Source organism: Bacillus sp. V3B (assembly GCF_024494465.1).
Taxonomy (GTDB): Bacteria; Bacillota; Bacilli; order Bacillales; family Cytobacillaceae; genus Bacillus_BD.
On sequence record NZ_JAETXM010000003.1, the window covers coordinates 1 to 25,641 of the forward strand.

Sequence of the window (25,641 nt, forward strand, 5' to 3'; positions counted from 1 at the left end):
TCAATTCTAGATTGGATGATGTGAAATGACAGAACATATTTGTAATCATACTATTTGTAACCACGTGAGTGATAACAAAAAGAAACCATGCCCAACAAAGGTTCCCATCTTTGGTTCATTATCTAGTGAAGAAATTTTAAAAGTAGCTAAGATGACAAAACATATTCATTATCACAAGGGGCAAATGCTTATACAAGAGGGAGAAACATCAGATACTTTATTTATTATTAATAGAGGGAAAGTAAAGTTATCTAAATTTACTGTTGATGGAAAAGAACAAATTTTATATATCCTGACAACAGGTGATTTTTTTGGGGAATTGAATCTCTTTAATGAAGATGAAGTAAGCAACTTTAGTGTATTTGCTATTGAAAATACAGAAATTTGTCAATTAACGAAAGCCGATATTGACCTCATTATGTTGGAAAATCCGGAAATTTCCTTAAAACTATTAAAATCTTTAACAAAACGATTGGCTCACACAGAAAATTTAGCACAAAATTTAGCAACGAAAGATCCTGAAGTAAGAATTGCTCATATGATTTTGGAATTCTGCCAAAAGTTCGGAACAAAACTAAATGATGGCATTCTTATTCACTTACCCATTACACGAGAAGAAATTGCTAGCTACGTGGGTGTTACACGTGAAACCATTAGCCGTAAATTGAGTAAATTCGAGGATATGGGATTGATTTCTATCACGGGGACTAAACAAATTCTTGTTAAGAATCGTATAGCTTTAAAAGATTATCTAGAATAATAATTAGACACACAACCTCAGCTGTCGTTGTGTGTCTTTTTTGATTCATGTTCACATTATATTCGTTATTTGTTCACTTTATTTTCACTTTATACCGTTTGTCTTCAAAAACTTTTCAACATAATTCGCCTTTATCCTATGAAATTCACATTAGATTTTGATCCATTTTTTAGGATAAAGCATGTCCTCATGCCTTATTCAAATAATTTAAAAGGGCAATAAAAACCCATATAGATCCTTCCATTCCTCGATTTCCCATGTAAATTTTAAATGAATAATCGAAAGTAGTATGCTCATGAATACAATTAAGTGAGAATAAATAATTATTTTAATACTCGGAATTTGTCGAATGATTTGTGATTGAAAATACTAATAATTGTAGTATTATAATCCTAGAATATTTTGAATATATAAATATATGTTGGGAGAGATACTATTGTCATCAAATGAAGTTGTTATCGTAAGCGCAGTTAGAACACCTATTGGAAGTTTTCTTGGAGGATTACAAAATGTTGAGGCAGCTCAACTAGGAGCAATCGTTATCAAAGGAGCTCTTGAAAAAGCTGGAGTTAATCCTAATGAAGTAGACGATGTTATTATGGGGAACGTACTACAAGCAGGACTTGGGCAAAACCCAGCAAGAAAAGCTGCTTTAGCTGCAGGTATACCTCAAGAAGCATCTGCTATTACGATCAATAAAGTATGTGGTTCAGGTTTACAAGCAGTTCATTCAGCAACACAAGCTATTCTTGCAGGAGATGCAGAAGTAGTCGTTGCAGGTGGAATGGAAAATATGAGCCGTGCTGCATATGTATTAAACAATGCTCGTAATGGATTTAAAATGGGAGATCAAAAAATCACTGACACGATGATTCAAGATGGATTATGGTGCGCGATGAATGACTATCATATGGGAGTTACAGCTGAAAATCTTGCTGAAAAGTATGAAATTTCACGTGAAGAACAAGATGAGTTTTCTGCTTGGAGTCAACAAAAAGCACAAGCGGCAATTGAATCTAATCGCTTTGCTGATGAAATTATCCCTGTAGAAATTCCTGGTCGTAAAGGACAAGTTACTGTATTCAACCAAGATGAATTTCCACGTTTCGGTACAACTGCAGAAGGATTAGGAAAGCTTCGTCCTGCATTCAAAAAGGATGGATCGGTAACAGCTGGTAACGCATCCGGAATTAATGATGGTGCTGCAGCATTTGTTGTTATGAGCCGTAAAAAAGCTGAAGAATTAGGAATTAAACCATTAGTAACAGTAAAAGCAAATGCGAGTGCTGGTGTGGATCCAAGTATTATGGGGATTGGTCCTGTTCCTGCTGTGAAAAAAGCTCTTGAAAAAGCAGCTTTACCATTAGAAGATATTGATTTAATTGAAGCAAACGAAGCATTTGCTGCACAATCAATTGCTGTAGATCGTGAACTTCATTTCAATAAAGAAAAATTAAATGTAAATGGTGGTGCAATTGCACTTGGTCATCCAATTGGTGCTAGTGGAGCGAGAATTCTTGTTTCTTTAATTCATGAAATGAAGAAAACAGATGCTCGCCATGGTCTAGCTACGTTATGTGTTGGTGGCGGACAAGGTGTTGCAACGATCATAGAAAATGTAGAATCTAAATAAAATGATTAAAAAAACGAGACTTCTGAAATGAAGTCTCGTTTTTCTTTTTTGAGTTGAGCGATCGTTCATCACCAATCCTTAGAGATTGGTAGACTAAAAGACATATGCGCTATATTGAATAAGGGATCATGGTAAAGTAACGATTAAGTACTTTCTTGTTTAAATAACTAAGCCACCATCAACACTTAAAATGGTCCCGTTTACATAATTTGCATCGTCTGAAGCTAAGAATAAATAGGCAGCGGCAATATCTTCTGGTTTTCCGAGTCTTTTAAGTGGAGTCTTATCTTTCATGGAGTCAAGTATCTTTTGTGGTACTGCTGCCGTCATACCTGTTTCAATAAAACCGGGAGCTACTGCATTAACTCTTATTCCTTTTGGACCAAATTCTTTTGCCCAACTTTTGGTCAATCCAATAACTCCGGCCTTTGTCGCAGCATAATTAGTTTGGCCGATATTTCCATATAAACCAACGACAGAAGAGGCATTCAGAATCACACCAGATCCTTGTTTTAACATAACAGGGGCTACAGCCTTCGTACATTTAAAAACACCTGATAAGTTTACAGAAATCACCTTTTCCCAATCGGATTCATCCATCTTTGTGAGAAATCCATCAAGCGTAATCCCCGCATTGTTCACTAGTACATCAATTCTTCCATGTTTATCTACTGTTGATTGAACCACGTCTTCTATCTGAGCACTATTTGTCACATCCACCTTGAAAAAATCTACTTTGTCACTTGCGAACTCTTCTAATGTATTACGTCCTGCACGCTCATCATAATCACAAATAACTACTCTCGCACCTTCTTGAAGAAATTTGCTAGCTGTTTCTTTTCCAATTCCTTGTGCCCCACCGGTAATTAAAGTTACTTTGTTCGTTAACTTCAAAAATACCACCTCTTTTGAACTAGATTTAGTAAAGGTTAATCCAGCAGATAGTTGATATCCATTATCCCTTGAACATAGATATCTCACAATTTTCCAATTGCTATTTTATCCTATTCTAATAGTCAAAAAAAAAGAACAGTGGAAAATCCACTGTCTTATTTAAATAAACCTAAAGTTAATTTTGAGTTTGTTTGGTATAGATCAATCAATACTTTTTGTGAAGCTTTTAATTGGCTTGTAACATCTTCACGGAATTTTTGTTGTTGGTCAATACCACTTTTTACTGATTGTTGGAATTGATCTTGAGATTGATTAACTAAATTTAAGCTTTCTTTATAAGGTGTTGCAGTTAATTGTTGAACGCGATTGCTTACATCATCAAATTGAGCATTCCATTGTTCAAAAGCTTTGCTTGCTTGAGCACCGAAAACTTTTTGAATGTTTAGTTTAACGGATTCGCGAAGCTCATCAGTTAATTTTTTTTGTTCTTCTTCAATTCGAGTAATGTCACTTGTTACTTTTTCCCATGTTTCTTTTTGGCTTTCTAATGTTTGAAGTAAAAGTTCTTCTGCTTCCTTTTGTGCTGCGCACACTCTGTCTAAACTATTTGTCCATGTTGAGAATAAAGATTCCCCTAAATTTACTGTTTCTTGAGTTTTTGTTGCTACTGCCATGTTAAATCCTCCTAATAAAATTTATTATGATTGCAGGTAACCTGCAGAATCACTATTATGAAATGGGTAAAACGTTAGTTATTATCTTCATCTTTATCATCCCGCTGCATTAATGAAGACATTGGTAAGAACATGTCCATATAAATTGTAAAGAAGCGGTTAATAATAGATTGATACTGTTCTAGTGCACCAGTGCATGTCTTTAGGTAGGCTTCTCCAGCTTCTGTTATCGAATAAATTCGCTTTGCTGGTCCCCCTGTTGTTGTATCCCATTCAGATTTGACCAAATCATCTTTTTCTAATTGTCTAAGTATTCGATAGACATTTCCTTGATCAATAGATGAGAAACCAAATCGAGATAACTCTTGAATAAGCTTATAACCATGTAAATTCCAATTACGTAGACTTAACAAAAGGACGGGTATCATTAAGTTTTTCGGCATGGATGTCATGACTCTCTCATCTTTAGGTTGTTGGTTCTTATTAGACTCGTTGTTATTTGTTGTCACAATGTATCACTCCTAAGTTGAAGTCCATATGTGTAATTTACACCTAAGTGATAGATTTGTCAAACATAAATTAATTTTTTAAAATATTTCAGTAATTTTAAATCTTTTCTCTTTTAATTCGTCAGAAAACTTAGTATAATAACAAAGTGAATAAGTAACTATGGAGGAGAAAAGATGACTCGAGAATTTAACATGTACGATATGTGGAAAGATTTCTACTTCCAATCTAGTAACCTTGTTGATGATAAGGTGAAGGAAGATTTCCCTTCTCAAGGGATGGGACAGATTTTGGAGATGAATCTTCAATTTAAAAAGTTCTTAAATGAAACAACAGAACAATATTTAGAACAAGTGAATATGCCAACTAGAAATGATTTGGCTAACATCTCATCTCTAATTGTAAATGTAGATGCAAAAATTGATGATTTAGAAGAATTAGTGGAAGATACAAAAACTAATCAAGTTGATCAATCATCAGTACAACGTGAATTAACAACTTTAAAAAGAGATATGAAGAATCTTGATACTAAACTTAATGAGGTTCTTTCTATGTTAAAGGAATCAAAAGAAACGAAAACAAATGTGAATAAGAGTACAAATACGAGTGCAACAGCTCAAAAGACACAGCAAAAAACGAATTAATTAAAGTGAAAATCTAATTTAAAAATATACTATAGTAAATGGAGTGTAGACAAAATGGCAGAATTACAAAACAAAGTAGCGATCGTAACAGGTGGAAGCAGAGGAATCGGATCAGCAATTGCATTAGAATTAGCTAAAAATGGTGTAAAAATCGTGATTAACTATAACAGTAACAGTGCAGCTGCAGATCAAATGGTAGCAGAAATCAAGGAAATTGGCGGAGATGCTTACGCAGTACAAGCAGACGTTTCAGTTAGCAAAGATGCAGAAAACCTTGTAAATGAAGCAGTTAAACATTTTGGTAGCGTTGATATTCTTGTCAATAATGCTGGAATTACAAGAGACAGCACATTTAAAAAGCTTAGTGAAGAAGACTGGAGAAAAGTAATTGATGTTAATTTAAACAGTGTTTATAATACAACTTCAAAAGCTTTACCACATCTTCTTGAATCAGATGCAGGACGTATTATTAATATTTCTTCTATCATTGGTCAAGCTGGTGGCTTTGGACAAACAAATTATGCTGCAGCAAAAGCAGGATTAATTGGTTACACAAAATCTCTTGCATTAGAACTTGCTAAAGGAAATGTAACAGTTAACGCTATTTGCCCAGGATTTATCGGAACAGAAATGGTTGCAGCAATGCCTGAAAAAGTTCTAGAAACAATTGTTGGTAAAGTGCCACAAAAACGTTTAGGAAAACCAGAAGAAATTGCACGTGGAGTTGTGTTCTTATGTAAAGATGGTGACTATATTACGGGTCAACAGTTAAATATTAACGGCGGACTTTACATGTAATTTTAATGTAATTGTCATGAACACAAGATTGCTTGTATAGATTATATAAAGTGAATTAATTATGTAGGGAGTGAGTAATCATTAGCGTTCTGATTACAGAAGAGTGGAAAGAATTTACTGAGAAGATGCCTGAAATGATGCCCGAGGAATATCAACAAATGTATACACGTGTGAAAAGAGCCAATCAGGTGTTAACAACTGAGTCCGAGCCAGAAGTAGGTCCAACACCGAAAGAAGTGATTTGGACTAAAAATAAAACAAAGTTGTATCATTATATTTCAGATACGCCGAAAAAACATAAAACACCACTTTTAATGGTTTATGCTTTAATCAATAAACCTTATATATTAGATTTAACAAAAGGTGGAAGTTTAGTAGAATATCTCGTTGATCGTGGTTTTGATGTTTATCTTCTTGACTGGGGTACACCAAGTATCGAAGATAGACACATGAAGTTTGATGATTACGTGTTAGACTATATTCCACGCGCAGTTCGTAAAGTAATGCGAAAATCGAATAGTGATGACGTATCTATTCTTGGTTATTGCATGGGTGGTACAATGACGTCTATGTTTGCAGCACTACACCCTGAATTACCAATTAAAAATCTTGTCTTCATGACAAGTCCGTTTGATTTTGAAGATACGGGTCTTTACGGAGCAATGCTAGATGAACGCTATTTTAATATCGATAAAGTGGTTGATACACTTGGGGTTATTCCACCTGAAATGATTGACTTTGGAAACAAAATGATCAAACCAATGTCAAACTTCTATGGTCCATTTGTAAGTCTAGTTGATCGTGCTGATAATGATCGTTTTATCCATAGCTTTAAACTATTGCAAAAATGGTTAAATGATGGAATTCCATTTCCAGGTGAAGCTTACCGTCAATGGATTAGAGAATTTTATCAACAGAACAAGCTGATTAAAGGCGAATTAGTGATCCGTGGTCGTAAGGTCAATCTAGAAGATATCAAGGCTAATATTCTTAACTTATCAGGTGAATCAGATATCATTGCCCAACCGCATCAAGTTGAAGCATTGATGGATGTTGTATCTAGTAAAGATAAAACCTATAAGAATCTTCCACTTGGACATACGTCAATCACGTTTGGTAGTAAAGCTACAAAGATTACGTATCCAACCATTGGCGATTGGTTAGAAGAACGTTCAAACTAATCATAATATTTGAAGTATAATTAATAACTAGTTAAAAGAGTGTTCCCAAATTGTTACTTTTGGGGCACTCTTTTTATATTCGCTTTTAGTCCCACAGAGAATTAGGCACTCTCTCTTAAAAAAACCCTAATATAGTCGTTAAAAAGATCTCTATTTTCGATATTACTCAAGTGTCCGGTGTTCCTCAACATGACTGTCTGGGCACTCCTTATAAAGGACCTCATAAGATAGATGTTTAAAGCAGGCGTGACTTTATCATGTGTGCTCCCAATTAACAAAACAGGTATCTTTATCGTAGGAAGAATAGGAAAGTAATTGATCCCAGTAGGAGCTTTAGCTGACTCTATATAGGTATCCCGAATTTGGAAAGCATTCCTCGCTTCCTCCTTATAGGATTGATCATACAACGATGTTTTTATAATATGCTCAACTAGCTTTTGCTGGTCTCTTTGAAAGAGTTGATTAGATAAATGGATGATGCTTGTTGCAATCATAACTGGCATATAAGAGGTTGTGTTAGATAGGATGAGTCCTTTTACCATCTCAGGCTTCTGCTTATATATTTCCTGGGCAACAATTCCACCTAATGATAATCCACATATGAAGGCTACTGGGATGTTTAAGCATTCTAATAGGTGTATGATATCTAATGCGAAGTTTTTAATTGTAAAATCTTTATTTAGGACTGTTTCTCCATGGCCTCTTAAATCTGGAATCACTAATCTATAGTGGTTTGCTAGCTCATGTTGAGGGACCCAGGCCTCTTTCCTACTACCAAGACCATGTATAAAGACAATCGGTGTTCCCTTGCCTAGATCGTTGTATATTAACATGATCAACTACCTCTCATTTGGTTTCCTGATCAGTATTTAAGCCATTAAGTCTTTATGAAATTCAAGACTCGTGCACGTGTGAAAGTAATGAATACTAGTAGTATGGACAGAAATGTAACTATTCAAACAATTAGCTTTAGAAAATTTCATAAAAAGGGATTTAATCAAGGTGTAGGTTTACTGACGAACTTTATTGACTACGCTTCAGAACAATATCCACTTGATAAAAGTCAGTTTTTCTTACTCGGTTTTAGCCAAGGAGCGGTTATGTCTATGACACTAGCTTTGACTTTAGGTAATCGAATAAAAGGAATTGTTGCTCTTAGTGGGTATATTCCAACATTCGCAAAAGAAGAATATAGAATAAAATCGGTTGATCAGCTATCGGCATTTATTGCGCATGGTAGATTGGATCAGGTTTTACCATATGAGTGGGGTGTCTCCGCTCAGGAATATTTTAATAGTAGGGGTGCTTCTATATCGTTCCATACTTATCAAGAAGGGCATACTGTCTCTTTTGAGAATCAACAAGACTTTAAAGAGTGGTTAATAAGTGACTGCAAAAATTAAAAAAATTTTTAATTGAGCCTTTACAGCGTATATTCAAATACAAAAAGCTTACCAATAAGACCTTTGGTAAGCTTTTTATATTTGATAAAATGAATGATTTAAAAGAGATCTTCTGACTTAGCGTCTGAATAGATGGAAATTAATATAACGGCCTTTTCATCTCCAATATTTTTAACGTGATGTGGTACACAGGCATTCCAACTGAAAGAATCTCCTTCTTCTACAATGATAGAATCCTCTCCTTGTTCAGCTAGTACTTTTCCTTCTAATACTAAATGGCTTTCTTTACCGTCATGGGCATGTGCTTCTCCCATAGAGGCTTCAGGAGGAAATTCAACTATCATCATACGCAATCCATCTTTGGACGAAATATGTTCAATCTTTAAATTATTAAAAGTAGAATAAGTTCTTTCCTTTTTTTTGACAACACGCATATGTTGCTGCTTTTCAAGCAATAAATAAGGCAATGGAACTTCAAGAAAATTTGAAATGGTTTGTAAGGTACTAATAGAAGGTGAAGTATGATTGTTTTCGATATTGCTGACAAATCCTTTTGAAAGCCCAGTTCCCTCGCACATTTGGGCAATTGTAATCTGTTTTCTTTTTCGTATCGTACGAATTTTTGAGCCAATATCCACTTTGACCACCTCGAAATGTTTCTTAATAAACAACTTATATCTATATTAGCAAATTAATGGTTGACAATCTATACAAACATTTGTTACTTTATAAACAACAAATATTCATATTAGAAAACTTTATAAATACGATTATAGGGGATGATGATAAATGGAAGCGCCAATGATCTATAGTCTTCGGAAGCCAAAACAAATTGATCCCAATAAAACATATCCAGCCTTATTTTTAATACATGGAATAGGGAGCAATGAACAAAATATGTTTCCGTTGGCAGAAGGATTAGAAGAACAGTTTTATATTTTTAGTATTCGTGGGCCTTTGACGCAACCACCGGGCTTTGCTTATTTTACAATTGAGGGATATGGAAAACCTCATCGGGATGTATTTAAGCAAGCGGTGAGTAAGCTAACAAGTTTTATTGATTATGCTTCTGAACAGTATTCATTAGATCGTAATCAGTTATACTTACTTGGCTTTAGCCAGGGAGCGATTCTTTCGATGTCACTTGCCTTGACTATGGGAAGTCGAATTAAAGGTATTGTGGCACTCAGTGGGTATATTCCTAATATTGTAACGGAAGATTACGATGTAAAACCGGTTAATGAACTTTCTGCATTTATCTCACATGGTGAAATGGATCAAATTTTGCCATACCAATGGGGCGTTCAAGCTCAGGAATATTTTAAGCAATTGGGTGCAAATGTATCCTTTCAAACGTATCAAGAAGGACACACCGTTTCTTTACAGAATCAGCAGGATTTTAAAAAATGGATTCTCGATCGTCTTGAGAACTAAAAGGAGGAAAATAGATGTTACCTTCACTTTTTATCGCCCATGGAGCACCACTCCTTGCTATTGAAAATAATGAGTACACACAATTTGTTAATCAATTAGGGAAAGATCTACCAAAACCTAAAGCCATTATTTTGTTTTCAGCCCATTGGGAGGCAGCGAATCAACAAGTAAGCCTTGTAGACGAGTTTGAGACTATTTATGACTTTGGTGGATTTCCTGAAGCCTTATATCGCATTCAATATCCTGCGAAAGGGAATAAAGACATTACGGAAGAAATCAAAGGGTTGTTTAGTAAGCAAGGGATTCCTTTTGAAGTGGATACAAGTCGTGGATTAGATCATGGGGCATGGGTTGTGTTGAGGATGCTGTATCCGAATGCTGATATCCCTGTGATTTCTATGTCAGTCAATCAACATTTGACACCTGAGCAACAGTACCAAATTGGGAAGTCCCTATCTTTGTTAAGAGAACAGGACGTTTTGATTATAGGGAGCGGTGGAACCGTGCATAACCTTCGTGCGGTAAACTGGGAAAAAGATGGGAAAGGTAATGATCAATGGGCAGTTGATTTTGATCAGTGGCTGGAAGAACATTTGAAAGATTGGAATGTAACCTCTCTTTTCGACTATTATTCTTTAGCACCAAATGTTCAGTTGGCCGTTCCACCATACGGAAAAGAGCACTTTATTCCGCTCTTTTATGCGATGGGAGCAGCGGATGATAAAAAACAGGCTAAATTGCTTCACCGCAGTTATCGTTATGGAAACCTTAGCCACAGTGTATGGCAATTTGGTTAATGGCTATATCATTAAAAAAATAGAAAATAAATAATTAAAGGGAAAAATAGGAGGAGAAAAATGTTGAAGAAATATGAAATAGGTGCATTAATTTTACGCGTAGTACTGGGGATTACCTTTTTTATTCATGGTTTAGTTAAGTTTCAAGGTGGTATTGAAAATACGGTCGGTTGGTTTGACAGTATCGGTTTGCCAGGGGCATTGGCTTATGTTGTGGCTTTAGTGGAATTAGTTGGTGGAATTGCCTTAATTATCGGTCTGGGTAGCAAAATTGTTTCTGTTCTTCTTGCTCTATTAATGATCGGAGCTACATTAAAGGTAAAATTAGCAGGTGGCTTTTTAGGAACTGGTCAGGGTGCTGGATATGAATTAGATTTAGCACTATTAGCAATGGCAGTATTTATCGCTATTAACGGTAGTAAGATGTTTGCGATCGATCAATTGATTTTCAAAAAACAAGAGTCAGTAAGTGAAAACCTCTAAGTATATCTTAAATAGTAAACGGGCTTACTTTAGGATCTTGTATCCTTTGGTAAGCCCGTTTACTGTATATTTATCCAATGAGGTTTTCAGAGTGAATGTAGTTTTCTAAATCTGTTAAGGCCTTGCTGACAGTTGTGGTTGTCATCTCGCCTGGCATGACGTGAATGGATTCTTCAGGTATCGTTGATTTTGCTGCGATATCTGAAAGGATTTCGTCGCTAATGACCTTTACACCTAAATCTTTAAGTGAAACTGGCAAGCTGAGTTGCTGATAGAAAGGTAAGAGTTGCCCGATTTCAGTCCATTTATCCTCCAACACTAATTGAACAAGAATACCATAAGCTACTTTTTCACCATGTAAGGCATGATGTGTTTCTTCTAAAACCGTTAATCCATTGTGAATCGAATGGGCACCAGCAACCCTTCCATAATGATCTCCAAATCCACCAACCATTCCACCAAGCATAATAATGGTTTCAACAACTTTTACAAAGTCATCATTCAGTGTACCAGCTTTAGCGGCTTGTACAGCACCTTCTGAGTATTGAAGCAATACCTCTTTACATTGCTTAGCTGTGTAGTAGCAAATTTCGAGTGGAACGGGTTTATTTTTTATATGAGCTATTTGTACATCTGCTTCATACCATTTGGCAAGCGTGTCAGCAATACCAGCGATTAACATATCGACAGGAGCATCTAACAAAATTTGTGGCTCCACTAACACAAGGCTAGCACCTACTGGATAAACATCAAAACGAATAAATGTACCAGAATCATCATACACAACACTTACGGGAGTCCATGGGGAACAGTTTGAGGGGAGTGTAGGAATCAGCACAGCTTGCCGATGTGTGACATGGCTGACGGATTTTGTGAGATCCAATACTTTTCCTCCACCAACACCGATAACGGCATCAAATGATTCTCTGGTCACAAGATCTGAGAGGGCGTCTATTTCAATTAGTGAATTCTCGCCATGATAGGTATATTCTTCGTATGTAAGCCCTGTCAATACGGGCCAAAATGGTTTAGTGGCTTGCCATGACTTTTGGCCGTGAATAATAAGAACCTTCTGAAAGCCACGCTCTAATAGCTTAGCCTCTAGCTTGTCTAAAACTCTTTCTTCTAAAATATACTCACTTGGTGCCCCATGCACAGAAATGGTTTCCATTTTTCATCCCTCTTTTTAATTAGTTTCATTTTGATTTATAACGATATCTATGAATCATTTTAAAAAATGGCCTTTGGTGTACATGAGCATGTGTTTTATTCCGCGAATAACTTAATGCTCGCGTACACCAAAGGTTTTTAAAACACGAACACTGTTGCATAACAAAGCCTAAAGAGATAACCCCTTTCCATTTAGGAGAGGAGTTATCATCTTGTACTTCTGTATAATTATTTCATCCAAGTAGGTTTTCCAAAACCTGCAAATTCTTCGTCAATGATCTTTTCAAATTCATCTGATTCGACAACAGCTTGAATATCTTGGGCCAATTGAGAATCTTCGTTTTCTGCTTTTACGGCTACAATATTACGGTATGGATCAAGCATATTTTCAAGAGCTAGTGCACTAAGGAGGTCCATGCTAGCGGCTAAGGCAAAGTTTCCAGGTACAGCTGATAAATCAGCACTTTCGATAGCACGAGGCAATTGACCAGCTTCAATTGGTTGAAACTCTAAGTTTTTCTTGTTTGCCACAATATCTTTTTCAGAAACTGTTAGTGGGTCTGCACTTTCACTAATTGTAATTAAGCCTTCATCTTGAAGGGTATTAAAGGCACGTGCTGCATTTGTTGGATCATTTGGAATCGCAATTGTTGCTCCGTCTTCTACTTCATTTAATGAAGTATATTTTTCAGAATAAATACCCATTGGAGCTGTTGGTACAGAAATTAAGGCTGTTAAATCCATATTATTTTGTTTAGCAAAGTTTTCAAGATAAATTGTATGTTGGAATAGGTTGGCATCAATATCACCATTGTCTAATGCATTGTTTGGTTGAATATAATCACTAAATTCGACTACTTTTACTGTGTAGCCTTTTGCTTCTAAACCGGGTTTAATTGCTTTTGTAATCATGTCACTATAAGGTCCAGCTGTAGCACCAAACTGAATTTCCTTTGTTTCTGTACCTTGATCTGTTGTATCGCCGCTTTCTTCATTGTCATTGCCTCCGCATGCAGCCAATACAGCTACAGCTATTAATAGAATAAATCCGATGAACCACTTTTTCATAGAATTTTCCTTCTTTCTTATTATTTTTCTTTCTTATTATTTTCCAACTATTTATCTTTTATCAACCGCTTTGGAGAGAAGATCACCAAGAAGTTGGACAAGCTGAACTAACACAATTAAAATAACGACTGTTGCAATCATGATCGTATTATCATAGCGATAATAGCCAAAGCGAATGGCTAAGTCACCGATACCCCCGCCACCAACTGTTCCAGCCATAGCGGAAAATCCGATTAAACTGATAAGGGTTAACGTAAGCCCTGAAATAATCCCAGACTTCGCTTCCAGTAACAAGACATCTTTGATGATCATCCATGGTGTGGCCCCAGCGGCAATAGCGGCCTCAATGACTCCTTTATCAATTTCTCGAAGAGCAGATTCTACAATTCGAGCGAAAAAGGGAATCGCTGCAACGGAGAGGGAAACACTTGCTGCTGTCGGACCAATTGTTGAACCGACTAAAGCTTTCGTTAACGGAATCAAAGCGACAAGCAAAATGATAAATGGAATGGAACGAACCATATTGACAACAAAACCTAACACGCTTTGGACGGTGCGGTTCTCCCAAAATAATCCTCTATCCGTTACAAATAAAAGGACGCCGAGGGGAAGACCAATGACAACCGCTACGACTAGAGAAATAGCAATCATATAGATCGTTTGGAAGAAAGCTGCATTAATATCAGGTATAAGTTCAATGAGATGAGTTAAATCAAAGCCCATTACGTAACACCTCCACTTGTGCTGTTCGCTGGTCGATAAACTGAAGGGCTTTATCAATTTCTTCTCTTTGTCCAGTCAGCTCCATCACAAAGATACCTAGTGGTGCTTCTCCGATGTATTCAATCGAACCGTGAAGGAAATTACCTTTCACGTTAAACTGCTGTAGTGTGTCAGAAATGACACCTTCACCAGCAACCTCACCTTTAAATGTGACCTTCACAATCGTTCCTTTACATGTTTGTAAAATAACCTTTGGAACCTCATAGGAAACAACACTTTTTATAAACTCTTTGGAAAGATCCGTTTGTGGATTAGAGAAAATATCATAAACGGGTCCTTCTTCAATGACTCTTCCTGTTTGCATAATCGCCATTCGATGACAAATTTCTTTCACAACCGTCATTTCATGGGTAATTAACACAATCGTGATATTGAGTTCTTTATTGATTTTTTTGAGTAGATTTAAAATCGATCTTGTTGTAGTTGGATCTAATGCTGATGTTGCCTCATCACATAACAGCACGGTTGGATTATTGGCAAGGGCTCGCGCAATACCGACACGCTGTTTTTGACCTCCGCTGAGTTGTGCAGGATAAACATCTCTTTTGTCAGAAAGACCGACCATTTCAAGTAATTCTTCTACTCGTTCTTTCATTCGGTTTGATGGTAATTTGGCTGCTTTTAAGGAAAAAGCAATATTTTCATAAACCGTTTTTTGACTAATTAAGTAAAAGTGTTGAAAGATCATGCCGATTTTTAAGCGGGCTTGTCGCAAGTTTTCGCTCGTTAAGGAGGTTAGATCATTCCCATTTACCTTTATACTCCCAGAAGAGGGTCGCTCTAATAGATTAATACAACGAAGAAGTGAGCTTTTTCCAGCACCTGAATAGCCGACAATTCCGTAAATTTCTCCTTCTTGAATCGATATTGAAACATCATCGACCCCTTTTACAGTGCCACTTTTAGTTTTATAAATCTTGGAAAGATGTTGGATCTCAATCATAAAGGTACCTCCTTTTCATCTAAAATGTTCACGATTTAAATGAATGTTCTTTTCCATCTCTAATAAAAAATGCTTCTCTCAATTGAAAGAAGCATCGAAATACGATCTACAATTTCGACTTATCTTTCAGAATGAAAGTCATTCTGCCGGAATTGGCACCTTCCCATAAAGGGGGTTGCCGGACGTCATAGGGCCTATTCCCTCGGTCGCTCTGGATAAGTAATCTATTTAATTATTATATTAAAATATTACTAATTGATTGGATGTCTGTCAATTGAAAAATGTTTGCTTTTATCTACGAAAGCGCTTTTACCCCTATAAAATCAAGTAAACAAGTTGTATAATTTTTTTTAGAATGAATCAATCTGTATGTTTAGCGATATAAATCGGTTCTTCTATCTTGAAAAACAGGAATTGTTTTCCGTACATGATCGACTTCCTGTAGGTCTAGTTCTGTGATAAAGATCCCTTCATCACTTTGACCGCTAATAAGAAGTTCACCCCAAGGCGCAATGACCATTGAATGGCCATTAAATTCATTGTTTGGATCAGACCCAGTACGGTTAACAGCGACAATAAAGCACTGATTTTCAATCGCTCTTGCCTGTAATAGTAACTGCCAATGGTCAATTCGTTTCGTTGGCCACTCCGCTGGAACAAACATGACTTTTGCTCCGTTTAAGACGTGAGAGCGAATCCATTCGGGGAAACGCAAATCATAGCAAATAACGCCGCCACACGCTGTGCCATCTAATTCAAACGTATTGATACTTTGCCCAGCGTTCATAAATAAGTGTTCATCCATTAACTTAAAAAGATGGGCTTTATCATATTCTGCAATAATTTTTCCTGTTCGATTTGCTACATACATCGTATTAAAGAAGCCATCTTCTCTTTTCGTTGCTACAGAACCACCAACAATATTCATATTGTATTCCTTTGCTAGTTTTGCAAATAGTTCTTTTGTTTTTTCTCCATTTTCATCGGCTAGATTATTCAGTTGGGTAAGGGCATAGCCTATATTCCACATTTCTGGGAATACGATCGTATCAACATTTGACAATGCCGCTTCTTTTATATATTTTTCAATAGCCACAAAGTTTTTTTCTGGTTCTCCATAATGAATATCCATTTGTACACAAGCAATCTTCATTTTTCCCACCACCGCTAGACAAGTTTATCTAAAGATTATAGAATTTTAGTTAAAATCGCAAACATTTAAGAAAAGCGGAAGGCACCTGCCTATCGGCGACAAGGAGGTTGTTTGTTTAACCTTCTTGACAGATTGGCTTATGACCTCGAGCCGATGGTACCTGGAGCTAGACCGCTATCTCAGTTCAAAAAGGTTATAAATTAGTATAATTTAAATAAAGGTGGCCATCATGGAATATTCAGATCGATTAAAAAATTTACCCGTTCAATTTTTTTCAACGCTTGTGAATAAAGTAAACAAAGCGGTTGCTGAAGGGCGAGATATCATCAATTTAGGGCAAGGGAACCCTGATCATCCGACACCTCCCCATATTGTTAAAGCGTTGCAAACAGCAGCAGAAGACCCACAGACACATAAGTATTCTCTATTTCGTGGGCTTCCTGAGTTGAAAGAGGCAGCTGCTCAATTTTATGAAAAACAATACGGTGTCCAACTAGATCCTGAGACAGAAGTGGCAATTGTTTTTGGAACGAAAACAGGTCTTGTTGAATTGCCAATGTGTTTGTTAAATGAAGGTGAACTAATGTTACTGCCTGATCCAGGATATCCTGATTATTTATCGGGCACGGTGTTGGCCAATGTTGAATACGAGACCTTTCCACTTAAAGCAGATAATCATTTCTTACCTGATTACAGTACTTTCTCGGATCGTCAAAAAGAAGCAGCGAAGTTAATGTATCTTAACTATCCAAACAACCCTACTGGAGCAACAGCAAATCGAGCTTTTTTTGAAGAAACTGTTGAGTTTGCGAAAAAGAACCAAATGACTATTTTACATGATTTTGCCTATGGTGCGATCGGCTTTGATGGTAAAAGACCACTTAGTTTTCTTGAGATAGAAGGAGCAAAGGATATCGGTGTAGAGATGTACACATTGTCGAAAACCTACAATATGGCAGGTTGGCGAGTTGGTTTTGCTGTTGGAAATGCAAAAATTATTGAAGCCATCAATCTAATCCAAGATCATTTATATTGTAGTTTGTTCCCTGCTGTGCAGAAAGCAGCTATTGCAGCGTTAACAGAGGATCAAAAATGTGTCGAAGAGCTTGTTGATCGATATGAAAAACGTCGAAATGTGTTTATTACGGCCTGTCGTAATATAGGATGGGATATTGAAGCACCAACAGGATCATTCTTCGCTTGGCTTCCTGTTCCAGAGGGTTTTACAAGTGAGGAATTTGCTGATTATTTACTAGATAAAGCGGATGTAGTCGTTGCAGCGGGTAAGGGCTTTGGTGAATATGGTGAAGGCTATATACGGATCGGTTTATTAATGGAGGAAGATCGTTTAGAAGAGGCTGTAAAACGAATTGAAAAGCTGAATCTTTTTAAGTAAAGGTTTCGTTAATGACTATTGTTTAAAAATCGAAGTAAATAAAAGAGATACTTTTATGAAATATATGTTTTTATTAGAATATAGAAAGTAAGGGACATTCGCTCATCATAGTAAGGATGAAGGAATGTCCCTTATTTAATGGCTGTGTTAATAATAATTATTAATAAATATTCTTTGGTGTATGCCGGTATGCGTGTGACTCAGCATGAATCACTTAATGGGCATATATATCAAAGGACATTGAAGTATCAACAAGATAGTTGAACACACCTAATAAAAAAGAGAAGTATACAAATATGCATACAAGTTTACAACTTAGTAACTATTGTTTACGTTTTATGTTTACGTGTATACAAAAACGTAAGCAATATACGTTTATTTTGCAGACATGTAAACAAAATTGCAAACATACTGGTGTATCAACAAGTGTGCAACTTTGTTTACAATGTATACAACTTTGTTTGCAATGTTTACAAGTAAGTGTACATTAGGGTAAAGTTTGCCAAAATGTATACATTATTTCTAATATATTTCATTTAGATGGTTTATATTGAAATATATTCCTCATTATTATAATCTTAACTATACATACTAGATTCATAGTGTAGCTTCATGAGTGTCATTGATATATAGGAAAAGGAGAGGAAGTAGATTAATGAGTAATAAAAGAGTTGCAGCTGTCGATGTAGGAAATGATTCTATTAAAGCTATTTTTGGAGAATTAGATTACGAGTTGAATATACCTAATATTATGGCAATAGACGTTGAGGACCGTCCGGTTATCGGAATTGAAGAACTTGATACAAAGAATCCATTGGACGGAATTCACATTAGAGTCCACTCCCCTGCCCTGAAAGATAATAATGCTATTTATCGTGTTGGGAATTTGGCCACTAAGAGTAATAGTGCGACAGAATTAGACCCAGGAAGTAGTAAATCAGAAGAAGATCAAACGCTAGTGATGCTTTTTACCACTTTGGCTTTAGACGCTGTAAGGGAACAAAATGCACCGATCTTCCGTAGATCTGGAAATATTATAGATGCTAAATATACACTAGGAACAGGTTTGCCATTACGTGAAGTAAAGGAAGGCAAAGATGCGGGCTATCGCTCTAAATTACTAGGATCCGTACACCAAGTTGAATTTTTAATTACTCCAAAGTACCAAGGATTAAAGATAAATATAAAATTTGACGAAGTAAAGGTATATCCTGAAGGATTTGCTGCCTATATTAACCTAGTAATGGATAATAAATTAAATGTTATTAATAAGGATTTAATTGATAAGAGCATCATTATCCAAGATATTGGAGGGTTATCTACCGATATCGCTGTTATTAAAAATCGAAATGTAGATGATGATAAAGCACAAGGGTTTAACCTTGGTGTTTCTGAATCATTAGAAGCAATTAGAGAAGAGATCAGAAAAAAACATGGCGTTGAACTCGACAGTCGCAGAGATGTTGTTGAAATCCTAACGAAAAAACATGATCGTAATCATATTATGGTCAAAGGGAGCCGAACAAGCGTCCATGATATTACAGACCGCATTTTACTAGACTTAGCGAAAAAACAATACCGTTTATTGCGAAATACTTGGCAAAAAAATTCACAAACAGAAATTTGCTACTTTGTAGGTGGAGGAGCAAATGTATTAAAGGACTATCTTAAAACCTTAAATAATGGTTTAGACGGTTACAATATTGATTTCTTTGAGGATGAAAAGGAAAGCATCTGGATGATGGCAAATGCTTATTATAAGCTCGTCACCGACTTTATAAGAAAGCAGGAGAAGCAAAAGGTGGGCGAAGTGAAAAATGACGTGAAAAAGCCTATAAATGCTAAATAAAAGGTGATGTTATGAAAAAGTCTTCAGCAAATGAAGTTACGAGGGGACAAACGATTTCCTTTCGTATTCCATCTGATACTCCAGATCATATATTAAAACAACTACAAAGATTAAAGGAATCGGAGCGAAGAAATTTTTCGAGTAAAATAGCAGAATTTGTTGTAGAGGGTGTTAGGAATACGTATGTGAGTGAGCGTGAGATGATTACGATTCCTCTTCCTAAAAAAATAAGTAAAGCGCAACGTGATTGGTTGAAACATGAGCATTCAGAGGCTTTGTTAGGCAGTATTTTCTTTCAACTCATTGCAGATCCGCTACGTGCTACCTCGTTGATGGCATCTCTTAACAGCAATGCACTCGATATTGACGAGGCGTTATACCTCCAAGAAGAAGAAGTGTTATCTACAGGGAAAGAGCGTAGGAATGAAAACTTTAGTCAAAATGACAATCAAGAAGAAATAGAGGAGTCTGTATCCGTATCTAATGCCTCATTAGACAGCTTTGATGCCCCGTTAGATAGCTTTGAAGATGATTTAAATGCTTTCGATTGGGAAAGTGTCAAAGAGCAGAATAAGGATATAGAAGAGGGTGAAGTTGCCGAGGAGGTCGTCGATGTTGATGACCTTCTGGGTGGTTTCCTTTCGAGTATGAATAAGTGATAGAAGGAACAGGCCTCACGGTGCATAAGAGCATCGTAGGGCCTGTTCTTTTATAAATACAAGTAAAAAACAAAGGGAAGGTCTATCAGCGCATAGGAGCGAAGATAGACCTTCCCTTTTAACTCTATGGTGAGGCTGTCCTGTCAGACACCTGATTAGAGTTTATCGTATAAGTATCTAGAAGGATGGCTAAGGCCACCCTTCGATTTTCTTTATTTAAATAACTCCTTGAGCAATCATAGCATCTGCTACTTTTAGGAATCCGGCAATATTAGATCCAACAACTAGGTTGCCTGGTTGACCAAATTCTTCAGAGGCCTTCACGCTATTACGATAAATGTTAACCATGATCTCATGTAATTTTGAATCCACTTCTTCAAATGTCCAAGAAATTCTAGCGCTGTTTTGAGCCATTTCTAAGGCAGAAACTGCTACACCTCCAGCATTAGCTGCTTTTGCAGGTCCGAATAGGACACCATTGCTAAGGAATATATCAATAGCTTCTAATGAAGAAGGCATATTAGCTCCTTCGCCGACAGCTTTAACGCCATTCGTAACAAGAATCTTTGCTGATGTTTCATCAATTTCATTTTGTGTTGCACATGGTAAAGCAATATCACATGGAATAAGCCAAATATTGTCACAACCATCAAAGTAATCAGCACTTGGATGCTCGTTTACATATTCACTAATTCTTTTTCTTTCAACTTCCTTAAGACGCTTAACGGTAGCAAGGTCAATCCCATTTTTATCATAAATATATCCGTTTGAATCACTGCAAGCTACAACTTTTGCGCCTAATTCCATTGCTTTTTTCATTGCATAGATAGACACGTTTCCTGAACCAGATACGACGACCGTTTTATCTTTAAAATCAAGACCGTTATCTTTTAACATTTCTTGTACGAAATAGACCGTTCCATAACCTGTAGCTTCTGTACGTGCTAAACTTCCGCCGAAACCAACAGCTTTTCCAGTTAGTACGCCTGCGTGGAAAGCGTTGCGAAGTCTTTTGTATTGTCCAAACATATAACCGATTTCTCTTCCGCCAACACCGATATCACCGGCAGGAACATCTGTATCAGGTCCAATATGTTTGCTAAGTTCTGTCATAAAACTTTGACAAAAGCGCATAACTTCTGCATCTGATTTGCCTTTAGGATCAAAATCAGATCCACCTTTACCACCGCCGATAGGTTGTCCTGTTAAAGAGTTTTTGAAAATTTGTTCAAAACCTAAGAATTTAATAATACTTGTATTTACGGATGGGTGGAAACGTAAGCCCCCTTTGTAAGGTCCAATGGCACTATTGAACTCAATACGGAATCCACGGTTAACTTGTGCTTTTCCTTCGTCATCAACCCATGGTACTCTAAAGATAATTTGTCTTTCAGGTTCTACAATACGCTCTAAGACACCTTGTTCCATATAATGAGGATATTTATCAAAAACAGGAATAAGTGATTCTAATATTTCTTTAACAGCTTGATGAAATTCAACTTCATGAGGATTACGTTTTTTTACTTTCTCAAATACGTCCGTTACATATTGTGCGCCTTTTGTTACTGTCTGTACGGTTGTTACCATAATGATCATCCTTTCGAGTTCAACTACTTATGTAGTAGTATAAATAAAATATGAAAGCTTTATTACAAAAGTTTTTTACTACTATATTTATTCTCGAGTTCATTTTATAATTTATAAGTTATCGAAACAATATATAATAGTGATATAACTAATGCTAAATTGATATATTATCTCAAGAGTATGCAAAAAATGAATCAATTAATGCTAAAATGAGATGTTATATAAAAAAAGTAATTAATGTCAATTGATATTGATAGAGAAAGGAGTGGGGTATTTTGGAACTTAGGCAAATTTATTATTTTATTGAAGTAGCTAAACGAGAACATGTGACAGAGGCTGCCGTCCATTTACATGTAGCCCAATCAGCTGTAAGTCGACAAATATTTAATTTAGAGGCTGAACTAGGTGTGGATTTATTTATTCGAGAGGGACGAAATGTAAAGTTAACTCCAATTGGGAGGATGTTTCTTGAACATCTGGAACAGGCAGTTACTATTATAGAAAATGCACAACGCGAAATTACAGAGTATTTAGATCCAGGTCAAGGAACGATTCGGATTGGGTTCCCGAGTAGCTTGGCTACTCATACGATGCCAACGGCTATTTCCATTTTTCGTGAACGTTACCCTCGTGTTAAATTTCAATTAAAGCAGGGAGCGTACTATAATTTAATTGATGGAGTGGCCAAGGGTGAAATTGATATGGCGCTACTTGGACCTGTGCCTATGAACGAAAAAAAGGTAAAGGGAAGTATCTTTTTTAAAGAAAATCTTGTCGCCTTACTTCCAAGCAATCATCCATTTGCTGGTAAAGCTACATTGACATTGGATCAATTACGAGATGAATCATTTATTCTTTTTCCAGAGGGGTTTATTTTACGAGAAATCATTGTAAATGCTTGTGGACAGCTTGGCTTCAAACCAGAGGTATCGTTCGAGGGTGAAGATATTGATGCGATAAAAGGGCTTGTTTCTGCGGGACTTGGTGTGACAATTATTCCTGAGATTACTATTATTGATAGTTTGCCACGGTCAACTGTAAAAATTCCTATTATTGAACCGAATGTTACTCGTACAGTTGGTGTCATTATTCCAAGGGATCGTCAACTTCTTCCAACACAAAATCTTTTTTATCTTTTTTTGATGGACTTTTTTACACGTATGGATCAATTTCAGCAATAATTATAGATTGCACTAAAAGATAGGGTTTGTTGATAAATGGCCTTCGGTGTACACGTTCATTAAGTGATTCAATGGAAGTATACACCGAAGGCCATTAGAGTACCGGTACTACTGTTTAACAAAGCCAAAAGATAAAAAATAGGGGATACATAACACATTATTTTATAGATATGTTAATGTAATCCCCCTTCTGATCTGAGAAAAGTTAAACCAATTGTTAATACGAACATCAATAACAAACAGACTGTATCCCGTTTTTGCCATTGTAATTGACGAAACGTGGATCTTTTTTCTCCTGATTGGTATCCTCTTATTTCCATCACATTAGCTAATTCCTCTGCTCGGTTTAATGAACTAACAAATAGAGGGAGAAATACAGGGATTAATGTCTTCATTTGTTTAAATAGAGAGCCTTCACCAAACTGTGTACCTCTCGCTCGTTGTGCATCCATCACTTTTTGTGTTTCATCCAGTAAGTTTGGGATAAAACGTAAGGAAATGGAGAGCATTAATGAAAATTCATCAACAGGAACTTTTAAAGAACGTAATGGACGCAATAGTGAATTAATGCCATCTGTTAGATCAATTGGTTTTGTTGTTAAAGTGACAACAGTAGATATGAAAATAATCATGACAAAACGGCAAAAGATATAAACACCATTTGTTAATCCAAACTGTGATATTGTAATCGGTCCCCAATTAACATAAATGGTTCCACCAGATGTAAATAATACTTGTAAAAAAACGGTGAATAAAATGAGCCAGATTAATGGCTTCACACCGCGTATATATGTACGAAAACTCACACGGGATAAATACATAACAAATAAGGTAAATATCCAGAGCAACATATAGGTTTTCCAGTTATTAGCTATAAATAAGACAAAAATAAAATAAATACAGGAGAGTAGCTTTGACCTTGGATCAAGACGGTGAATCCAAGAGTCACCAGGGAAATAGCGACCTAAAATCAGCTTATTCATACAAGTCCCACCTCAATTAAGGCATCGGCCAACTCATCAAGAGTTAAGCAGACCTTGGGCAATTTAATTCCTGATTGCTGCTCGAAATTTAACTGAAATCGACGTGCATCAGGTACATCAAGGTGCCATTTTTCTAATTGTTCATGATCAGCGAAAACGTGTTTGACCTCGTCATGTAAGACAACACGTCCTTTTTCCATGACGATCACATTTTCTGCATATGTGACAACATCCTCCATATCATGTGTAACTAATACCGTCGTCATTTCTCGTTCACGATGCCAGGATGAGATTAAGTTCAGAATATCTTTTTTTCCAGTCGGGTCAAGTCCTGCCCCAGGTTCATCTAAGACAAGAATATCTGGTTTCATAGCTAGAATTCCTGCAATGGCAACCCGCCTTTTTTGACCACCGGATAAGGAGAAAGGTGATTTTGATGAAATATCTGGTGGTAAACCTACTTGTTCTAATACTTCCTTTGCTATCTCTTTTGCTTCTTCTGCGGGTACACCAAAATTAATTGGACCAAAGCATATATCCTTTTCAACCGTTTCAGCAAATAGTTGTGATTCTGGGAACTGAAAAACCATTCCAACACGTTTTCGAATTGAATTTAATACTTGCTTACTTTTTTTAGGTGTAAGAACAAGGTCACCAATACTAACTTGTCCTTGAGTTGGAATAAGAAGGCCATTCATGGCTTTTAATAAACTAGATTTTCCAGCACCAGTGTAACCAACTACAGCCGTAAAAGACCCAGATCGAATGGCAATGTCAACAGATTGAAGCACTAAGGGGCTTCGAATGGGTCCTAATTGATAATCTGCTGAAACATTTTCAAATTTCACTTCCATAACCAGCCTACCATTTCTTCTTCTGTCATGTATTCTTTTGGAACTTCACGGTTGCGTTTCATAAGTATTCGTCTTAACTGTTCAGTAAAAGAGGGCGTTAATTCTGGCTCAACCATAAAAACGTCTTTAGGAGAACCACTATTTACAATTTGGCCAGCTTTCATCAGTAAGAGGCGATCCGCTGCGGCAGCTTCATTCATATCATGTGTAATAGAAATAATGGTAATCTCTTTCGTATTGTTCAACTGTTGCAACGTTGTGAGGAGTTCGCGACGACTCATGGGATCGAGCATGACAAAGGCTTCATCTAAGACTAATACATCTGGTTTTAATGCAAGAACACCTGCGATGGCCACACGCTGCTTTTGACCACCTGATAAACGAGAAGGGTCATGCGAACGGAATGCCGACAAACCAACCACTTCAAGTGCTTGATCGATTCTTACCTTCATTTCATCGTAGGGCATATTCAAATTTTCTAAACTAAAAGCTACATCATCCTGAACGGTTGTTCCAATAAATTGGTTATCAGGGTTTTGAAACACCATACCAATACGACGCCTTAAGTCCCATTTTGATTCATCGTTCAACTCTTGCCCAGCTATAGAGATACGTCCACTTTGAGGCACTAACAAGCCTACTAAAGTTTTCGCTAAAGTAGATTTTCCAGAGCCGTTATTTCCGACAACTGCCACCCATTCACCTTTTTCAATCGTAAATGAAACGTCAGACAATGTTTCTGTTTCCAACCGTTTATCATATCGAAATGTAAGGTTTTCCACTTCAATAATAGGTGTTGGCATGTAC

27 protein-coding genes and 1 riboswitch are annotated in these 25,641 nt (G+C 36.5%); of the genes, 13 read left to right on the forward strand and 14 right to left on the reverse strand.

Annotated features, from left to right (window positions below; all coding sequences use genetic code 11):
• Positions 1-25 precede the first annotated feature (25 nt).
• Together JMM81_RS05825 and JMM81_RS05830 are read left to right on the forward strand one after the other, a co-directional pair.
• Positions 26-760: a Crp/Fnr family transcriptional regulator gene (locus tag JMM81_RS05825; RefSeq protein WP_256240593.1), complete on the forward strand. Its 735-nt coding sequence runs from the start codon at positions 26-28 to the stop codon at positions 758-760.
• 436 nt (positions 761-1,196) lie between these two features.
• The gene (locus JMM81_RS05830; RefSeq protein ID WP_305367724.1) at positions 1,197-2,393 is read left to right on the forward strand and encodes an acetyl-CoA C-acetyltransferase; all 1,197 of its coding nucleotides are present in this window, start codon (positions 1,197-1,199) and stop codon (positions 2,391-2,393) included.
• Between the two features lie 159 nt (positions 2,394-2,552).
• Here the strand turns inward: JMM81_RS05830 and fabG are convergent, their stop codons facing one another.
• The 3 genes from fabG to phaQ all read right to left on the reverse strand — a co-directional run bounded on the left by fabG (position 2,553) and on the right by phaQ (position 4,470).
• The gene (gene fabG / locus JMM81_RS05835) at positions 2,553-3,287 is read right to left on the reverse strand and encodes a 3-oxoacyl-ACP reductase FabG (RefSeq protein WP_256240595.1); all 735 of its coding nucleotides are present in this window, start codon (positions 3,285-3,287) and stop codon (positions 2,553-2,555) included.
• 155 nt (positions 3,288-3,442) lie between these two features.
• Positions 3,443-3,961, reverse strand: a complete 519-nt coding sequence (locus tag JMM81_RS05840; RefSeq protein WP_256240596.1) for a hypothetical protein — start codon at positions 3,959-3,961, stop codon at positions 3,443-3,445.
• 74 nt (positions 3,962-4,035) lie between these two features.
• On the reverse strand, positions 4,036-4,470 hold the full coding sequence (gene phaQ, locus JMM81_RS05845) for a poly-beta-hydroxybutyrate-responsive repressor (RefSeq protein WP_256240597.1): 435 nt from the start codon (positions 4,468-4,470) through the stop codon (positions 4,036-4,038).
• Between the two features lie 174 nt (positions 4,471-4,644).
• Between phaQ and JMM81_RS05850 the strand changes: the two genes are divergently transcribed.
• The 3 genes from JMM81_RS05850 to phaC all read left to right on the forward strand — a co-directional run bounded on the left by JMM81_RS05850 (position 4,645) and on the right by phaC (position 7,091).
• The gene (locus tag JMM81_RS05850) at positions 4,645-5,112 is read left to right on the forward strand and encodes a hypothetical protein (protein ID WP_256240598.1); all 468 of its coding nucleotides are present in this window, start codon (positions 4,645-4,647) and stop codon (positions 5,110-5,112) included.
• 54 nt (positions 5,113-5,166) lie between these two features.
• Positions 5,167-5,910, forward strand: coding sequence for an acetoacetyl-CoA reductase (gene phbB / locus JMM81_RS05855; protein WP_256240599.1), 744 nt, complete (start codon positions 5,167-5,169; stop codon positions 5,908-5,910).
• Between the two features lie 80 nt (positions 5,911-5,990).
• The gene (gene phaC, locus JMM81_RS05860; RefSeq protein WP_375162353.1) at positions 5,991-7,091 is read left to right on the forward strand and encodes a class III poly(R)-hydroxyalkanoic acid synthase subunit PhaC; all 1,101 of its coding nucleotides are present in this window, start codon (positions 5,991-5,993) and stop codon (positions 7,089-7,091) included.
• Between the two features lie 101 nt (positions 7,092-7,192).
• Here phaC and JMM81_RS05865 read toward each other — a convergent pair whose 3' ends face one another.
• Positions 7,193-7,924 carry an alpha/beta fold hydrolase gene (locus JMM81_RS05865; protein WP_256240601.1) on the reverse strand — a complete coding sequence of 244 codons (732 nt, stop codon included), beginning with the start codon at positions 7,922-7,924 and terminating at the stop codon, positions 7,193-7,195.
• 87 nt (positions 7,925-8,011) lie between these two features.
• On the opposite strand from JMM81_RS05865, the gene JMM81_RS05870 reads away from it, so the two are divergent.
• Positions 8,012-8,494, forward strand: a complete 483-nt coding sequence (locus tag JMM81_RS05870) for an alpha/beta hydrolase (protein WP_256240603.1) — start codon at positions 8,012-8,014, stop codon at positions 8,492-8,494.
• A gap of 98 nt (positions 8,495-8,592) precedes the next feature.
• Here the strand turns inward: JMM81_RS05870 and JMM81_RS05875 are convergent, their stop codons facing one another.
• Positions 8,593-9,132, reverse strand: a complete 540-nt coding sequence (locus tag JMM81_RS05875; protein WP_256240604.1) for a helix-turn-helix domain-containing protein — start codon at positions 9,130-9,132, stop codon at positions 8,593-8,595.
• A gap of 151 nt (positions 9,133-9,283) precedes the next feature.
• On the opposite strand from JMM81_RS05875, the gene JMM81_RS05880 reads away from it, so the two are divergent.
• Genes JMM81_RS05880 through JMM81_RS05890 form a run of 3 tightly spaced genes read left to right on the forward strand, consistent with a single transcriptional unit; the run spans position 9,284 to position 11,208 of the window.
• A complete protein-coding gene (locus JMM81_RS05880) occupies positions 9,284-9,928 on the forward strand; it encodes an alpha/beta hydrolase (RefSeq protein WP_256240605.1) in 645 nt (214 codons plus the stop codon).
• A 14-nt stretch (positions 9,929-9,942) separates the two neighbouring features.
• Positions 9,943-10,725 carry a dioxygenase family protein gene (locus JMM81_RS05885; protein ID WP_256240606.1) on the forward strand — a complete coding sequence of 261 codons (783 nt, stop codon included), beginning with the start codon at positions 9,943-9,945 and terminating at the stop codon, positions 10,723-10,725.
• 60 nt (positions 10,726-10,785) lie between these two features.
• Positions 10,786-11,208: a DoxX family protein gene (locus JMM81_RS05890; protein WP_256240607.1), complete on the forward strand. Its 423-nt coding sequence runs from the start codon at positions 10,786-10,788 to the stop codon at positions 11,206-11,208.
• Positions 11,209-11,278: 70 nt separating this feature from the next.
• Here the strand turns inward: JMM81_RS05890 and JMM81_RS05895 are convergent, their stop codons facing one another.
• The 5 genes from JMM81_RS05895 to JMM81_RS05915 all read right to left on the reverse strand — a co-directional run bounded on the left by JMM81_RS05895 (position 11,279) and on the right by JMM81_RS05915 (position 16,325).
• Positions 11,279-12,379, reverse strand: a complete 1,101-nt coding sequence (locus JMM81_RS05895) for an iron-containing alcohol dehydrogenase family protein (protein WP_256240608.1) — start codon at positions 12,377-12,379, stop codon at positions 11,279-11,281.
• 227 nt (positions 12,380-12,606) lie between these two features.
• A complete protein-coding gene (locus JMM81_RS05900) occupies positions 12,607-13,446 on the reverse strand; it encodes a MetQ/NlpA family ABC transporter substrate-binding protein (RefSeq protein WP_256240609.1) in 840 nt (279 codons plus the stop codon).
• Positions 13,447-13,497: 51 nt separating this feature from the next.
• Entirely contained in the window at positions 13,498-14,169 is a 672-nt protein-coding gene (locus JMM81_RS05905) for a methionine ABC transporter permease (RefSeq protein ID WP_256240610.1), read from the reverse strand.
• The gene (locus tag JMM81_RS05910; RefSeq protein WP_256240611.1) at positions 14,159-15,172 is read right to left on the reverse strand and encodes a methionine ABC transporter ATP-binding protein; all 1,014 of its coding nucleotides are present in this window, start codon (positions 15,170-15,172) and stop codon (positions 14,159-14,161) included. The genes JMM81_RS05905 and JMM81_RS05910 overlap by 11 nt, the downstream gene beginning before the upstream one ends.
• Before the next feature lie 116 nt (positions 15,173-15,288).
• Positions 15,289-15,394: riboswitch (SAM riboswitch) on the reverse strand.
• A gap of 151 nt (positions 15,395-15,545) precedes the next feature.
• Positions 15,546-16,325, reverse strand: coding sequence for a carbon-nitrogen family hydrolase (locus JMM81_RS05915; protein WP_256240612.1), 780 nt, complete (start codon positions 16,323-16,325; stop codon positions 15,546-15,548).
• A 229-nt stretch (positions 16,326-16,554) separates the two neighbouring features.
• Between JMM81_RS05915 and JMM81_RS05920 the strand changes: the two genes are divergently transcribed.
• The 3 genes from JMM81_RS05920 (at position 16,555) to JMM81_RS05930 (ending at position 20,229) form a co-directional block, all read left to right on the forward strand.
• Positions 16,555-17,721, forward strand: coding sequence for a pyridoxal phosphate-dependent aminotransferase (locus JMM81_RS05920; RefSeq protein WP_256240613.1), 1,167 nt, complete (start codon positions 16,555-16,557; stop codon positions 17,719-17,721).
• A gap of 655 nt (positions 17,722-18,376) precedes the next feature.
• A complete protein-coding gene (locus tag JMM81_RS05925) occupies positions 18,377-19,570 on the forward strand; it encodes a ParM/StbA family protein (RefSeq protein WP_256240614.1) in 1,194 nt (397 codons plus the stop codon).
• An 11-nt stretch (positions 19,571-19,581) separates the two neighbouring features.
• Positions 19,582-20,229: a hypothetical protein gene (locus JMM81_RS05930; RefSeq protein WP_256240615.1), complete on the forward strand. Its 648-nt coding sequence runs from the start codon at positions 19,582-19,584 to the stop codon at positions 20,227-20,229.
• A 216-nt stretch (positions 20,230-20,445) separates the two neighbouring features.
• Here JMM81_RS05930 and gdhA read toward each other — a convergent pair whose 3' ends face one another.
• Positions 20,446-21,825 carry an NADP-specific glutamate dehydrogenase gene (gene gdhA / locus JMM81_RS05935; protein ID WP_375162351.1) on the reverse strand — a complete coding sequence of 460 codons (1,380 nt, stop codon included), beginning with the start codon at positions 21,823-21,825 and terminating at the stop codon, positions 20,446-20,448.
• A 266-nt stretch (positions 21,826-22,091) separates the two neighbouring features.
• Here gdhA and gltC point away from each other — a divergent pair, with 266 nt between their 5' ends.
• On the forward strand, positions 22,092-22,997 hold the full coding sequence (gene gltC / locus JMM81_RS05940) for a glutamate biosynthesis transcriptional regulator GltC (RefSeq protein ID WP_256240617.1): 906 nt from the start codon (positions 22,092-22,094) through the stop codon (positions 22,995-22,997).
• 173 nt (positions 22,998-23,170) lie between these two features.
• Here gltC and JMM81_RS05945 read toward each other — a convergent pair whose 3' ends face one another.
• From JMM81_RS05945 to JMM81_RS05955, 3 genes are read right to left on the reverse strand one after another with little or no spacing between them, the layout of a single operon-like run.
• Positions 23,171-23,980 carry an energy-coupling factor transporter transmembrane component T family protein gene (locus tag JMM81_RS05945; protein ID WP_256240618.1) on the reverse strand — a complete coding sequence of 270 codons (810 nt, stop codon included), beginning with the start codon at positions 23,978-23,980 and terminating at the stop codon, positions 23,171-23,173.
• Entirely contained in the window at positions 23,977-24,834 is an 858-nt protein-coding gene (locus JMM81_RS05950; RefSeq protein WP_256240619.1) for an energy-coupling factor transporter ATPase, read from the reverse strand. Before JMM81_RS05950 ends, JMM81_RS05945 begins: the two co-directional genes overlap by 4 nt.
• Complete coding sequence (locus tag JMM81_RS05955; protein WP_256240620.1) at positions 24,825-25,637, reverse strand: energy-coupling factor transporter ATPase; 813 nt, start codon at positions 25,635-25,637, stop codon at positions 24,825-24,827. The genes JMM81_RS05950 and JMM81_RS05955 overlap by 10 nt, the downstream gene beginning before the upstream one ends.
• Positions 25,638-25,641: the final 4 nt, after the last annotated feature.